Below are 13,228 nucleotides of genomic sequence, written 5' to 3'. Positions count from 1 at the left end.
AGGCGCTTTAGCGGCGACGCTTCGATGTCCCAGTCGCGACTGAAGCCCCTCCCACAGTCGTAGCCCGGATGCAACCCAGGGCATCGCGCAGCCGCGATCAAGGCGGTGCGCAAAGCCTCCCTACGCTCCCGCATCCGCCTTCAAGCCAAGAGCTTCAAGCGCGCTGACCGCACACTGCTCATCGATGTCCGAGGTGTCGCCGGTGATGCCGACCGCGCCGATCACCTGCCCCTGCGCGTCACGGATCAACACGCCGCCAGGCGCCGGCACCAGGCTGCCCTGGGCCAGATTGTTCACCGCACCGATAAAGGCCGGGCGCTGCTGCGCATCGGCGGCGATCAGGCGCGAGCCCTTGCCCAGCGCCAGTGCACCCCAGGCTTTGCCGATGGCGATCTGCGGACGCAGCAGGCTGGCACCATCCTCGCGCTGCAGGCTGATCAGATGCCCGCCGGCATCCAGCACCGCCACCGTCAGCGGCGCAGCGCGAAGCTCACGCCCGACGGCAAGCGCGTTGTGGGTAATGCTCACGGCTGTGGACAGGTTGAGCGCATTCATAAGGATTCTCCGAAAACCGAACGGGAAGTCGCCGCACGCACCAATGACGACGTGCGACATGAGAAAGCGCCTTATGCAATAGCCGAACAGAGGGATTGTTTCAACATAAAAGAACAAAACAAATCAAAAATGTACACAATTTCAGTTTTCTTGAATAACAAGGCAAGTATCGAATTAACCGGTCAACCTCCTCGTACTTCCCAGTACCCCGGCGCGTTGTAGATGTCCTTCAGATAGTCGATGAAAAAGCGCACCTTGGCCGGCAGGTAGCGCTGCTGTGGGTATACCGCCTGGATGTCATAGGCCGGGATTTCGTAATCATCGAGCACCGTGACCAGCTCGCCGGCCTTCAACTCCGCCTGAATTTCCCAGGTTGAGCGCCAGCCGATTCCCAGCCCCTGCTTGACCCAGTCGTAGAGCAGTTCGCCGTCGTTGCAATCGAGGTTGCCGGCCACTTTCACCGCCACCTGGCGCCCGTCGCGCAGGAAGGTCCAGCCGCGCTGCTGGCCACCCTGCAGGTTGAACGCCAGGCAATTGTGCCGCGCCAGATCTTCGAGGGTGCGCGGCACGCCATGCAGTTCGAAGTAACTGGGCGCGCCACAGACCACACGGCGATTGGGGAAGAGCTTGACCGCAACGTAGTTGGGGTCGGTCACCTCGCCGATGCGGATGCCCATGTCGTAACCCTGGCGCACCAGATCGACCAGGCTGTCGGTGAAGTTGAACGACAGCTTCAGGTCCGGGTAGCGCTTGAGAAATGCCGGCGCATGCGGCGCGATATGCCGTCTGCCGAACGCGGCAGGCGCGGATACCACCAAATGCCCGCGCACCGACCTGCCCCCACGGGCCACGCTGGCATCGGCCTCGTCGAAGTCCTTGAGCAGTGCGCGGGCGCGATCGAGGTACTGCTCACCGAGGTCGGTCAGCTGCAGACCACGCGTGGAGCGATGCATCAACTTGACGCCCAGGTGGCGCTCCAGCGCGTCCAGGCGGCGCCCCATGACCACCGGGGTGACGCCTTCACTGAGCGCAGCTGCGGCGAAGCTGCCATTGTCGGCCACCAGAACGAAACTTCGGATAAGGGTATGACGGTCCATTCGGTACTCCAAGTATCGACAGAACTGAAGTATCCAACAATTCCGCCGCACCGGTACAGCGGTCATCCTTGCTCCCAAGAAGAAAAACCACTGACTCGGAGAACAATGGTCATGGCCAGAATGAGAGCAATCGAGGCAGCCGTACTGGTGATGCGTCGCGAAGGCGTCGATACCGCGTTCGGCGTCCCCGGCGCCGCCATCAACCCCCTGTATGCCGCCCTGAAGAAACTCGGTGGCATCGATCACGTCCTGGCCCGTCACGTCGAAGGCGCTTCGCACATGGCCGAGGGCTACACCCGCACCAACGCCGGCAATATCGGCGTGTGCATCGGCACCTCCGGCCCCGCCGGCACCGACATGGTCACCGGCCTGTACTCGGCCTCCGCCGACTCCATTCCAATCCTCTGCATTACCGGCCAGGCGCCGCGTGCACGCATGCACAAGGAAGACTTCCAGGCGGTCGACATCACCAGCATTGTCGGCCCGGTGACCAAATGGGCCACCACCGTGATGGAACCCGGCCAGGTGCCTCGCGCCTTCCAGCGCGCCTTCCATGAAATGCGCAGCGGCCGCCCCGGCCCGGTGCTGATCGACCTGCCGTTCGACGTGCAGATGGCCGAGATCGAGTTCGATATCGACGCCTACGAGCCGCTGCCGGTAGCCAAGCCGAGCACCAGCCGCGTCCAGGCCGAGAAGGCCATCGCCATGCTCAATGACGCCGAGCGCCCGCTGCTGGTCGCCGGTGGTGGCATCTTCAACGCCAATGCGGCGGACAAGCTGGTCGAATTCGCCGAGCTGACCGGCGTACCGGTGGTGCCGACGCTGATGGGCTGGGGCGCGATTCCGGACGATCACAAGCTGATGGTCGGCATGGTCGGCCTGCAGACCTCGCATCGCTACGGCAACGCCACCCTGCTCGCTTCCGACCTGGTGTTCGGCATCGGCAACCGCTGGGCCAACCGCCACACCGGCTCGGTGGACGTCTATACCGAGGGCCGCAAGTTCATCCATGTTGACATCGAACCGACGCAGATCGGCCGCGTGTTCAACCCGGATCTGGGCATCGTTTCCGACGCCGGTAACGCACTGAATGCCTTCCTCCAAGTGGCCCGCGAGTGGAAAGCCGCCGGCAAGCTGAAGGATCGCAGCGCCTGGGTCGAGTCGTGCCGCGAGCGTAAGCGCACCCTGCAGCGCAAGACCCACTTCGACAACGTGCCGGCCAAGCCGCAGCGCGTGTACGAGGAGATGAACGAGGCCTTCGGCAAGGACACCTGCTACGTCAGCACCATCGGTCTGTCGCAGATCGCCGGCGCGCAGTTCCTGCACGTCTACAAGCCGCGCCACTGGATCAACTGCGGCCAGGCCGGCCCGCTGGGCTGGACCATTCCGGCGGCCCTCGGCGTGGTCAAGGCCGACCCGACCCGCAACGTGGTGGCGCTGTCCGGCGACTATGACTTTCAGTTCATGATCGAAGAGCTGGCTGTCGGCGCGCAGTTCAACCTGCCTTACATCCACGTGCTGGTGAACAACTCCTACCTGGGGCTGATTCGTCAGGCGCAGCGCGGCTTCGACATCGACTACTGCGTGCAGCTGGCGTTCGAGAACATCAACGCGCCGGAGCTCAATGGGTATGGCGTCGACCACATCGCCGTGGTCGAGGGCCTGGGCTGCAAGGCGATCCGCGTGTTCGACCCGAACGAACTGCAGAACGCCTTCGCCGAAGCCAAGCGCCTGATGGCCGAACACCGTGTACCGGTGGTGGTCGAGGTGATCCTGGAGCGTGTCACCAACATCTCCATGGGCACCGAGATCAACGCCGTCAACGAGTTCGAGGAACTGGCCGAGCGCGGCGTCGACGCCCCGACCGCCATCTCGCTGCTGGATTGATCAGTACGCCGGGTGTGCCACGCGCACCCGGCCATCACGACGTAGCCCGGATGCAATCCGGGAAGACCGCAACACCGCCCCGGATTGCATCCGGGCTACGACAAGGAGCACACCATGCCCCGTTTTGCTGCCAACCTGTCCATGCTGTTCACCGAAGTGGACTTCCTGGACCGTTTCGCCGCTGCCGCCGAAGCCGGTTTCAGCGGCGTGGAATACCTCTTCCCCTATGACTTCACGGTGGAAGAGATCAAGGCCCGCCTGGACGCCAACAAACTGGAGCAGGTGCTGTTCAACCTGCCGGCCGGCGACTGGGGCAAGGGCGAGCGCGGCATCGCCTGCCACCCGAACCGCATCGAGGAGTTCCGCGCCGGCGTCGACAAGGCCATCGCCTACGCCAAGGTGCTGGGCAACAAGCAGATCAACTGCCTGGCCGGCATCCGCCCGCAGGGCGTGGATTGCGCCACCGTCGAGAAAACCTTCGTCGACAACCTGCGCTATGCCGCCGACAAGCTGGCCGGTGCCGGCATCCGCCTGGTGATGGAAGCCATCAACACCCGCGACATCCCCGGCTTCTACCTCAGCACCACCAAGCAGGCCCTGGACATCCGCGACAAGGTCGGCAGCACCAACCTGTACCTGCAGTACGACATCTACCACATGCAGATCATGGAAGGTGACCTGGCCCGCACCGTGGAAAACAACCTGGCCGCCATCAACCACGTGCAACTGGCCGACAACCCGGGCCGCAACGAGCCGGGCACTGGCGAGATCAACTACCGCTTCCTCTTCGAGCACCTGGATCGCATCGGCTACCAGGGCTGGATCGGCTGTGAATACAAGCCGGCCACCACCACCGCTGCCGGCCTCGGCTGGATGAAGGCGCATAACGTGATCTGACGGCTGCACCTGTAGGAGCGGATTCATCCGCGAAAGCGGCAGTGAACCCACCACTGCATTCGCGGGCAAGCCCGCTCCCACAGGCCTGCGTCGCCCCCAACATCGAGACAGACAAATACAAAGAGGCAAATTCTCATGGCAAAAATCGGATTTATCGGCACCGGCATCATGGGCAAACCCATGGCCCAGAACCTGCAGAAAGCCGGTCACACCCTGTTCCTTTCCGAGCATCACGACCCGGCTCCGGCCGACCTCGTGGCTGCCGGGGCTGTCGCGCTGGCCAACCCGCAGGAAGTCGCGCAGGAAGCCGAATTCATCATCGTCATGGTGCCGGACACCCCACAGGTCGAAGACGTGCTGTTCCGCGCAGACGGCGTTGCCAGCGGTGTTGGCAGCGGCAAGGTCGTGATCGACATGAGCTCGATCTCGCCCTCCGCCACCAAGGCCTTCGCCGAGAAGATCAAGGCCACCGGCGCTGCCTACCTGGACGCCCCGGTGTCCGGCGGTGAAGTCGGCGCCAAGGCCGCGACGCTGTCGATCATGGTCGGCGGCTGCCCGAACGCCTTCGAACGCGCGCTGCCGCTGTTCCAGGCCATGGGCAAGAACATCACCCTCGTCGGCGGCAATGGCGACGGCCAGACTGCCAAGGTGGCCAACCAGATCATCGTCGCCCTGAACATCCAGGCAGTGGCCGAAGCGCTGCTGTTCGCTGCCAGAAACGGTGCCGACCCGGCCAAGGTGCGCGAGGCGCTGTCCGGTGGTTTCGCCGGCTCGAAGATCCTCGAAGTGCACGGCGAGCGCATGATCAAGGGCACCTTCGACCCGGGCTTCCGCATCAGCCTGCACCAGAAGGACCTCAACCTGGCGCTGTCCGGCGCTCGCGAGCTGGGCCTGAACCTGCCCAACACCGCCAATGCCCAGCAAGTGTTCAGCACCTGCGCGGCCCTCGGCGGCAGCGGCTGGGACCACTCTGGCCTGATCAAGGGCCTGGAGCATATGGCCAACTTCAATATCCGCGGCGAGTAACAGAGCGCCCTCTCCCCCGGCCCCTCTCCCGCATGCGGGAGAGGGGAGACAAGCGGCTCGGCGTTGCACGGAGTTTTGGGGTACGCCAAACCAGTCCCCCTCTCACTTGTGGGAGTGAGGGACAAGCAGCTTGGTGTTGCACGGATTTCGGCGTACGCCAAACCAGTCCCCTCTCCCACTTGTGGGAGTGAGGGACAAGCAGCTCGGCGTTGCACGGAGTTTCGGCGTACGCCGGACCAGTCCCCTCTCCCATTTATGGGAGAGGGTTAGGGAGAGGGGCTTTGCTTCTGGCCCACCCTTTCGACCTTCCTGGCAGGAGGTGTCACGGCCCGATTGCCAGGTTGGTCGATTCCATTCCCCAGATGCTGCGCGCGGCATCTGCGGACTGGAATCGATCCGCAAGAGACCACCACCATGACCTTCGACCCGCAAAGCCTGCTGCGTGACCTGTTCGCCACCGCCATCGCTGCTGCCCATCCGCGCCAGGTACTGGCCGATCATCTGCCTGCCGACCGTAGCGGCCGCGTCATCGTCATCGGCGCTGGCAAGGCCGCCGCGGCCATGGCCGAGGTGATCGAGCAACAGTGGCAGGGCGAGGTCAGCGGCCTGGTGGTGACCCGCTACGAGCACGGCGCCGATTGCAGGAAGATCGAAGTGGTGGAGGCCGCGCACCCGGTGCCGGACGATGCCGGCGAGCGCGTCGCCCGCCGCGTGCTGGAGCTGGTGTCGAACCTGTCCGAAGACGACCGGGTGATTTTCCTGCTTTCTGGCGGCGGCTCTTCGCTGCTGGCGCTGCCGGCAGAGGGCATCAGCCTTAAGGACAAGCAGGCGATCAACAAGGCGCTGCTCAAATCCGGCGCCACCATTGGCGAGATGAACTGTGTGCGCAAGCACCTCTCGGCGATCAAGGGCGGCCGCCTGGCCAAGGCCTGCTGGCCAGCCACGGTCTACACCTACGCCATCTCCGACGTGCCCGGCGACGAAGCAACGGTGATCGCCTCCGGCCCCACCGTGGGCGATCCGACCACCTCGGTCGACGCCCTGGCGATTCTCGCCCGTTATCAAATCGACATTCCCGCCAACGTGCGCGCCTGGCTGCAGGACCCGCGCTCGGAAACGGTCAAGCCGGGCGACCCGGTGCTCGCCCGTAGCCACTTCCAGCTGATCGCCACCCCGCAACAGTCGCTCGACGCGGCTGCGGCCAAAGCCGAAGCCGCCGGTCTGCCGGTGCTGATTCTTGGCGATCTGGAAGGCGAGTCGCGCGACGTGGCCAAGGTGCATGCCGGCATCGCCCGCCAGGTGCAGTTGCACGGCCAGCCGATCAAGCCGCCATGCGTGATCCTTTCCGGCGGCGAAACCACCGTCACCGTGCGCGGCAACGGCCGTGGCGGACGCAACGCCGAATTCCTCCTCAGCCTCACCGAGAGCCTCAAGGGCCTGCCCGGCATCTACGCGCTGGCCGGCGACACCGACGGCATCGACGGTTCCGAAGACAACGCCGGCGCCATCATGACGCCCTACAGCTACGCCCGTGCCGGCATCAAGGGTCTGAGCGCCCGAGACGAACTGGACAACAACAACGGCTATGGCTACTTCGCCGCCCTCGACGAGCTGATCGTCACCGGCCCGACCCGTACCAACGTCAACGACTTCCGCGCCATTCTGATCCTGGGAACATCGGAAACTGCAGGTGAAGAACCACTGGGCGCCTCCCTGAAGGACGGGTGAAAACCGCCAGAGCGCTGGTGGCGGGTTGCACCCGCCCTACGCCGCAACGCCATCGACAAAACTCATGACCAAGGCCTGCCAGATGACTCCCGACAAGAAAGTAAAGATCCTCGCCACCCTCGGCCCGGCGATCCGCGACGCCGCGCATATCCGCCAGCTGGTGGAAGCCGGGGTCAACCTGTTTCGCCTCAACTTCAGCCACGGCGAGCACGCCGACCACGCCCAGCGCTACCAGTGGGTACGCGAGGTAGAGCGCGAGCTGAACCAGCCCATCGGCATCCTCATGGACCTGCAGGGGCCGAAACTGCGCGTCGGCCGCTTTGCCGAAGGCAAGGTGCAACTGGTCAACGGCCAGAGCCTGCGCCTGGATCTGGACACCACACCCGGTGACGCCAACCGGGTCAACCTGCCCCACCCGGAAATCATCGAAGCCCTGCAGCCGGGCATGAGCCTGCTACTGGACGACGGCCGCCTGCGCCTGAAAGTGACCGGCAAGCAGGCCGATGCCGTAGTCACCGAAGTGGTAGCCGGCGGCGAGCTGTCCGACCGCAAGGGCGTCAACGTACCCGAGGCGGTGCTGCAACTGTCGCCGCTGACCGAGAAGGATCGCCGCGACCTGGCCTTCGGGCTGGAGCTGGGCGTGGACTGGGTGGCGCTGTCGTTCGTGCAGCGCCCGGAAGACATCGTCGAGGCTCGTGAGCTGATCGGCGGCAAGGCCTTCCTGATGGCCAAGATAGAGAAGCCCTCGGCGGTGCAGCATCTCGAAGAAATCGCCCGTCTGTGCGACGCCATCATGGTGGCGCGCGGCGATCTGGGCGTGGAGGTGCCGGCCGAGAACGTGCCGCGTATCCAGAAGGACATCGTGCGCACCTGCCGCCAGCTCGGCCGCCCGGTGGTGGTCGCCACGCAGATGCTCGAATCCATGCGTTTCTCCCCGGCGCCGACCCGCGCCGAGGTCACCGATGTGGCCAATGCCGTGGCCGAAGGCGCCGATGCAGTCATGCTGTCGGCCGAGACGGCCTCCGGCGACTACCCACTGGAAACCGTGCAGATGATGAGCAAGATCATCCGCCAGGTGGAAAATGGCCCGGACTACCAGACTCAACTCGACGTCGGTCGCCCGCAGGCCGAAGCCACCGCCAGCGACGCCATCAGCTGCGCCATCCGCCGTATCAGCTCGATCCTGCCGGTGGCGGCCCTGGTCAACTACAGCGAGTCCGGTGCCAGCAGCCTGCGCGCCTCACGCGAGCGACCGAAGGCGCCGATCCTCAGCCTGACGCCAAGCCTGACCACCGCCCGCCGTCTCACCGTGGCTTGGGGCATCTACTCGGTGGTCAACGAGCGCCTGCGCAGGGTCGAAGAGGTCACCAGCACCGCGCTGGAGATCGCCCAGGCCCAGGGCATGGCCAAGCGCGGTGAAACCGTAGTGATCACCGCCGGCGAACCCTTCGGCCAACCCGGCAGCACCAACAGCCTGAGGATCGAGACGCTGCATTGAGCCGGTGATTCTCGACGCAATAAAGAACCGTAGCCGGATGAAATCCGGGGAAAGCTCGACTCCTGATTCCCGGATTTCACCCGGGCTACGCGCTGTATTGATTCGTAGGGTGTCGCGGGGCCGCCTAGGCCGTGCACACCTTGCTTCCTTTGGCGGTGCGCACAGCGCGCCCTACATGGCTCCTCCAAGCGACACGAACAACTCCCCTCTCCCGCTTGCGGGAGAGGGGCTGGGGGAGAGGGATCTCTTGGCACACACATCATGCCTCCACTACCCACCTCACACCCTGCCCTGCAAAGCCTGCGCGCCCTGCTCTGCGGCTTCGCCCAGATTTTCCTGCAACAGCACCCAGGCTCCGGCGCGCTGGTGGCGCTCGCCATCCTCAGTGGCGCTCCCGAGCTGCTGCCCGGCGCGCTGCTCGGTGGCCTCAGCGCGATGCTGGTCGCGCAACGCCGCGGCTACCCGCAAGCGGACATCGCCATCGGCCTGTATGGCTACAACGGCATTCTGCTCGGCCTGCTGCTGAGCCTGAAACTGCCATGGACGCCGTTGCTGCCCGTGCTGGTCATCGCCAGCGCTGCCCTGTCCAGCCTGCTGCTGGCGCCCTGGATGCGGCGCATGCGCCGGCAGGGCTGGCTGCCCGCCTTCACCCTTCCCTTCGTACTGCTCGGCTGGCTGCTGCTGGCGTTGTTCGCCCCGGCCGATCAGCCACTTTCAGTTCCATCGCACTCAGCTGAGTTCGACGCTGTACAACTGCTGCAGGCCATTTTGCGCGGCCTCGGCCAGGTGATCTTCCTCGACTCGCCACTGGCCGGCCTGTGCCTGCTGATCGGTCTGCGCCTGGCCGATGGCCGCACGGCGCTCTGGGCGCTACTAGGCTCCAGCAGCGGCCTTGCCCCGGCGATAGCGCATGGCTGGCCCAGCGATGCCGCCCTGGCCGGACTCTATGGCTACAACGCCACCCTCGCCGCCATCGCCCTGGCCCAGGTCTATCGCTGCCCATTGGTCCCCGCAGCGGGAATCCTGCTGGCCCTGGTCCTGCAACCGGCGTTCAGCGCACTGGGCCTACCAGCGCTGACCATGCCGTTCATCCTCGCCTGCTGGCTAGTCAAAGCCTGCGCGCTGAGCTGGCAACGGGCAGTAAGGAACGGGGTCTCATGACGCAGCGCTGAAACGCGATACACAGCAGATGAACTCAGGCCAGGGATAGCGCTCAGAGTCTTCAGCCGCCAGGTTTATCGGCGGCCAGACAAAAGTAAGCACAGGGAGCGTTGCCCATGATCTTGGAAAACAAATCAAGCGGATTGTCCGCTTTCGCGCTTGCACTATTGGCCGGCTCGCTATCGCCAGCAGCGAGCGCTACGGACGCCGAATTCAACGCCACGCTTTCCGAGGCGGCCACTCGAGTGGTGACGGCGAGAACGGTCAAGGAACTTTGCGACGAACGCAGCCCGCAAAGCGAAAGCGCGCGTCGAGATGCCCTGGCAAGCTGGAGCAATCGCAACGACATCGCCGACTACGACCAGGTCATAAGCGAACTGGTGCGCAATAGCGAAGCGTTTCGCAAGGAAATGGAAGGCAACCTCACGCGTGCCCGTACCCAGATCGCCTCCCCGCTCGCCGCGGACCCCGCGCCCTGTGCGGACCTGGCAATATTCCTCGCTGACGAGAAGTACGCCATCAAACCCCTCGTGCGCAAGCTGCGCCGCTTGGCAGGCAATTACGGGCTGGACCTGGCGCGAGCACCAGCGGACTCAGCGCAAGCTAACCTGCAGGTCAGGGGGTTGGCGCACCTGACGGTGCTGGCCGACGCCGAAATGGCCAGCGTCGGCTCCTACGAGGGGGCGCTTGAGGATCGCGACCTGCGCAAGGCACGTGAAGACCGCCTGGAAACCTATCTGCAGAACCAGGGCGCGGTCGCCGGTTACGGCCGTGTGGTTGCCGACAATCGCCTGCGCGAGTGGCGCGGGGCTCGCCAATCGCGCTTCTCGCTGTCCTGCCGCAGCTTCAAGGACGACACGCACAAAACGCGGATGAACGAGGCGCTTGGCCAGGACCGCGTCGTCATCGGCCAGGTACGCAACGTCATCGATGGCAAGAATGCCGAGATCTCGCTGCGCGAGTGCCAGATACTCACTCTGGAACAAACTCAAACGCCCCTCGCCAAAGCCGATGACCAAGCCGGTCTCGTCCACCGGCCGCCGGAGGCCAACGAGGTTTTCGCCGGGCCGGGTAAGGGTATCGCCATGGCCGAGGTCGATCGCGTGCTCTACGTCGCGGACTTCGCGCACCGTCTGGACGGTTTCGGCAATGGCTACACCAGCCGCGACGAGGACATCTACGTCCTGCTGTCGGACGCGAGCGCCTACCGCCATACCTGGAAATTCCCCTTTACAGACCTCGATGTGAGCGCCTCGAAGAGCCGTGAGCCGGAGAACTGGCTTACCTGGTCAAAGAGCTGGACAGGCGAGATCACGTTGTCGCGTGACGGAGAAAAGATCGATCTCTCCAAAGCACAGGAACTGGCGCCGCTGCCGGCCGATACGCGGCTCGATCACAGTTATTATTTCCTCAATGTCGGTATGGGCGGCGCTCGCAGCGACCGCTCCTTCGTGTTCCGCCCGGATGGAACCGTCACGCACAAGCGCAGCGGCTTCGTCGCGGGAAGATTCGCCACCAGCTACATCATCACTGGCAGCAATCGCGACGACAGCGTCACCTCGAACTATCGCTTCGAGGATTACGCCCTGGTGCTGTCGAACCCGCAGGGAGAGGAGCGCCGCTTCTTCGCTGTGCTCGACAATGCCGACAAGAGCAAGCCGGAGGATGTCATCGTCGACGGTCAGGTCTACTGGACGCGCAAGAAGGACGAGCGCTAGCGCGCGGCAAACGCTGGGCCGTGCGTGAATCATCCAGAGGAGCCGTGATCGCGCAGATCATGCCGACGCGGCCGATCCTGCGCCCTTTGTTCGGGTAAAGACTGAACTCCCGCCGCGTTCGGCGGGCTAATGGATATCTGCCACGACGAGCGACGCCCATGCCCGACCTTGTCCGCTGCCCTGCCATCGCCCTTTCGCCTCTTGCCTGCGCGCCTTGTCGGGAGGTGCGTCGATGAGTCTGGCGCCTGGCGACATCGAGCTACCCGCCGACCTGCGCTATGTCGACGACAGCATGCCAGGCATCAGCCGTCGCAAGCTGCGTGGCAAGTTCTGCTATTTCGACAGCCAGGGCCAACGCATCCGTGACCCGCAGGAGGTGGCCCGCATCAATGCCCTGGCGGTGCCGCCCGCCTATACCGAGGTATGGATCTGCCCTCTGGCCAACGGTCATCTGCAGGCAACGGGCCGCGACGCCCGCGGGCGCAAGCAATACCGCTACCACGCCCGCTGGCGCGAAATCAGGGATGCCGACAAGTACGCCAGCCTGCTGGCCTTCGGCAAAGCCCTGCCGGCACTGCGTGAAGCCCTGCAACAGCACCTGAACCTGCGCGAACACCGCCGAGAGAAAGTGCTGGCGACGGTGATCCTGCTGCTGGACAACACCCTGATCCGCATCGGCAACGCCCGCTACGCGCGGGACAATCGCTCCTATGGCCTGACCACCCTGCGCAATCGCCACGTCGAAGTGCAAGGCAGCACGATACGCTTTCATTTTCGCGGCAAGAGCGGCATCGAGCATGAGGTGAAGATCAGCGACCGGCGTCTGGCGCGCATCATCCAGCGCTGCCTGGAACTGCCCGGGCAGCACCTGTTCCAGTATCTGGACGAGCATGGCGAACGTCGGGCGGTCACCTCCACCGACATCAACGACTACCTGCGTGAACTCACCGGCGCCGACTTCACCGCCAAGCACTACCGTACCTGGGCGGGCAGCGCGCTGGCTCTGACGCTACTGCGAGAGCTCGAATGGCAACCCGATAGCGCGGCGAAGAAACATGTGGTGGCGATGGTCAAGGAGGTTGCCCAACAGTTGCGTAATACGCCGGCGGTCTGCCGCAAGTGCTACATCCACCCCGCGCTCCTCGATGCCTTCCATGCCGGCGAGCTGTCCAGCCTCCGCCTGGCGACGCCGCGCAAGGGCCTGCGCGCTGAAGAAAGCCTGTTGATGCGCTTCCTGGAAAAACTGCCGATGACCTGAGCCTGATACCTGGCGGGGCTCAACCTGACGGACGCAGAGCGGCCTGGGCAGCAGTCCCACCGGAGCGTGGGAACGATCAAAGCGCCTTGTGTAGGAGCGAATTCATTCGCGATTTGCGGCGAAAACCGCGCCTGTCGAGTCGGTCACGCGTAGCGGCCATGTACGTTGGCGTATGGGCGCTTTTCGTATCGCCGACCTCGGGCATGGATCGGATATCGAGGATGCCATCATCGCGGCTGAAGCCGCTCTTACAGCCTCGGTATATCGATGTTCAACCCACCGGCCCTGGAATCCGGCGCTATTACTGCGCAGCGCTGACCTCGCCCAGTGCCGGCTGCGCGTGTTCAGGCAACCAAAGCGCCTTGTGTAGGAGCGAATTTATTCGCGATTCGCGGCGAAAGCC

At 64.5% G+C, this 13,228-nt stretch carries 10 protein-coding genes; 8 read left to right on the top strand and 2 right to left on the bottom strand.

Annotation, left to right across the window (positions count from 1 at the left end; translation table 11 throughout):
- Nucleotides 1–120 precede the first annotated feature (120 nt).
- Together P3C50_RS02370 and P3C50_RS02365 are read right to left on the bottom strand one after the other, a co-directional pair.
- Entirely contained in the window at nt 121–555 is a 435-nt protein-coding gene (locus P3C50_RS02370) for a GlcG/HbpS family heme-binding protein (protein WP_275544727.1), read from the bottom strand.
- 182 nt (nt 556–737) lie between these two features.
- Nucleotides 738–1,652: a LysR family transcriptional regulator gene (locus tag P3C50_RS02365; protein WP_013715037.1), complete on the bottom strand. Its 915-nt coding sequence runs from the start codon at nt 1,650–1,652 to the stop codon at nt 738–740.
- Between the two features lie 111 nt (nt 1,653–1,763).
- Between P3C50_RS02365 and gcl the strand changes: the two genes are divergently transcribed.
- The 8 genes from gcl to P3C50_RS02325 all read left to right on the top strand — a co-directional run bounded on the left by gcl (nt 1,764) and on the right by P3C50_RS02325 (nt 12,825).
- Nucleotides 1,764–3,539 carry a glyoxylate carboligase gene (gene gcl, locus P3C50_RS02360; RefSeq protein ID WP_275544726.1) on the top strand — a complete coding sequence of 592 codons (1,776 nt, stop codon included), beginning with the start codon at nt 1,764–1,766 and terminating at the stop codon, nt 3,537–3,539.
- Between the two features lie 114 nt (nt 3,540–3,653).
- The gene (hyi, locus tag P3C50_RS02355) at nt 3,654–4,436 is read left to right on the top strand and encodes a hydroxypyruvate isomerase (protein WP_275544725.1); all 783 of its coding nucleotides are present in this window, start codon (nt 3,654–3,656) and stop codon (nt 4,434–4,436) included.
- A gap of 57 nt (nt 4,437–4,493) precedes the next feature.
- Nucleotides 4,494–5,462 (top strand): 2-hydroxy-3-oxopropionate reductase, encoded by a 969-nt coding sequence (locus P3C50_RS02350; RefSeq protein WP_343252182.1) that lies wholly within the window; start codon nt 4,494–4,496, stop codon nt 5,460–5,462.
- A gap of 414 nt (nt 5,463–5,876) precedes the next feature.
- Complete coding sequence (locus P3C50_RS02345; RefSeq protein WP_275544723.1) at nt 5,877–7,190, top strand: glycerate kinase type-2 family protein; 1,314 nt, start codon at nt 5,877–5,879, stop codon at nt 7,188–7,190.
- An 82-nt stretch (nt 7,191–7,272) separates the two neighbouring features.
- Nucleotides 7,273–8,688, top strand: coding sequence for a pyruvate kinase (pyk, locus tag P3C50_RS02340; protein WP_275545333.1), 1,416 nt, complete (start codon nt 7,273–7,275; stop codon nt 8,686–8,688).
- A 261-nt stretch (nt 8,689–8,949) separates the two neighbouring features.
- Entirely contained in the window at nt 8,950–9,849 is a 900-nt protein-coding gene (locus P3C50_RS02335) for an urea transporter (RefSeq protein WP_275544722.1), read from the top strand.
- Nucleotides 9,850–9,965: 116 nt separating this feature from the next.
- The gene (locus P3C50_RS02330; RefSeq protein ID WP_275544721.1) at nt 9,966–11,567 is read left to right on the top strand and encodes a hypothetical protein; all 1,602 of its coding nucleotides are present in this window, start codon (nt 9,966–9,968) and stop codon (nt 11,565–11,567) included.
- Between the two features lie 232 nt (nt 11,568–11,799).
- Nucleotides 11,800–12,825 (top strand): DNA topoisomerase IB, encoded by a 1,026-nt coding sequence (locus P3C50_RS02325; RefSeq protein ID WP_275544720.1) that lies wholly within the window; start codon nt 11,800–11,802, stop codon nt 12,823–12,825.
- Nucleotides 12,826–13,228 lie beyond the last annotated feature (403 nt).

Origin of the sequence: Pseudomonas sp. Marseille-Q0931 (assembly GCF_940789645.1) — a bacterium.
Classification (GTDB): domain Bacteria; phylum Pseudomonadota; class Gammaproteobacteria; order Pseudomonadales; family Pseudomonadaceae; genus Aquipseudomonas.
Note: the sequence above shows the minus strand (reverse complement) of the source record. Positions and strands in the feature narration are given on the sequence as shown.

Bases quoted from the DNA above. Each gene is read 5' to 3' on its own strand.
- P3C50_RS02370 (WP_275544727.1), bottom strand. From the start codon at position 555: ATGAATGCGCTCAACCTGTCCACAGCCGTGAGCATTACCCACAACGCG.
- P3C50_RS02365 (WP_013715037.1), bottom strand. From the start codon at position 1,652: ATGGACCGTCATACCCTTATCCGAAGTTTCGTTCTGGTGGCCGACAAT.
- gcl (WP_275544726.1), top strand. From the start codon at position 1,764: ATGGCCAGAATGAGAGCAATCGAGGCAGCCGTACTGGTGATGCGTCGC.
- hyi (WP_275544725.1), top strand. From the start codon at position 3,654: ATGCCCCGTTTTGCTGCCAACCTGTCCATGCTGTTCACCGAAGTGGAC.
- P3C50_RS02345 (WP_275544723.1), top strand. From the start codon at position 5,877: ATGACCTTCGACCCGCAAAGCCTGCTGCGTGACCTGTTCGCCACCGCC.
- pyk (WP_275545333.1), top strand. From the start codon at position 7,273: ATGACTCCCGACAAGAAAGTAAAGATCCTCGCCACCCTCGGCCCGGCG.
- P3C50_RS02335 (WP_275544722.1), top strand. From the start codon at position 8,950: ATGCCTCCACTACCCACCTCACACCCTGCCCTGCAAAGCCTGCGCGCC.
- P3C50_RS02330 (WP_275544721.1), top strand. From the start codon at position 9,966: ATGATCTTGGAAAACAAATCAAGCGGATTGTCCGCTTTCGCGCTTGCA.
- P3C50_RS02325 (WP_275544720.1), top strand. From the start codon at position 11,800: ATGAGTCTGGCGCCTGGCGACATCGAGCTACCCGCCGACCTGCGCTAT.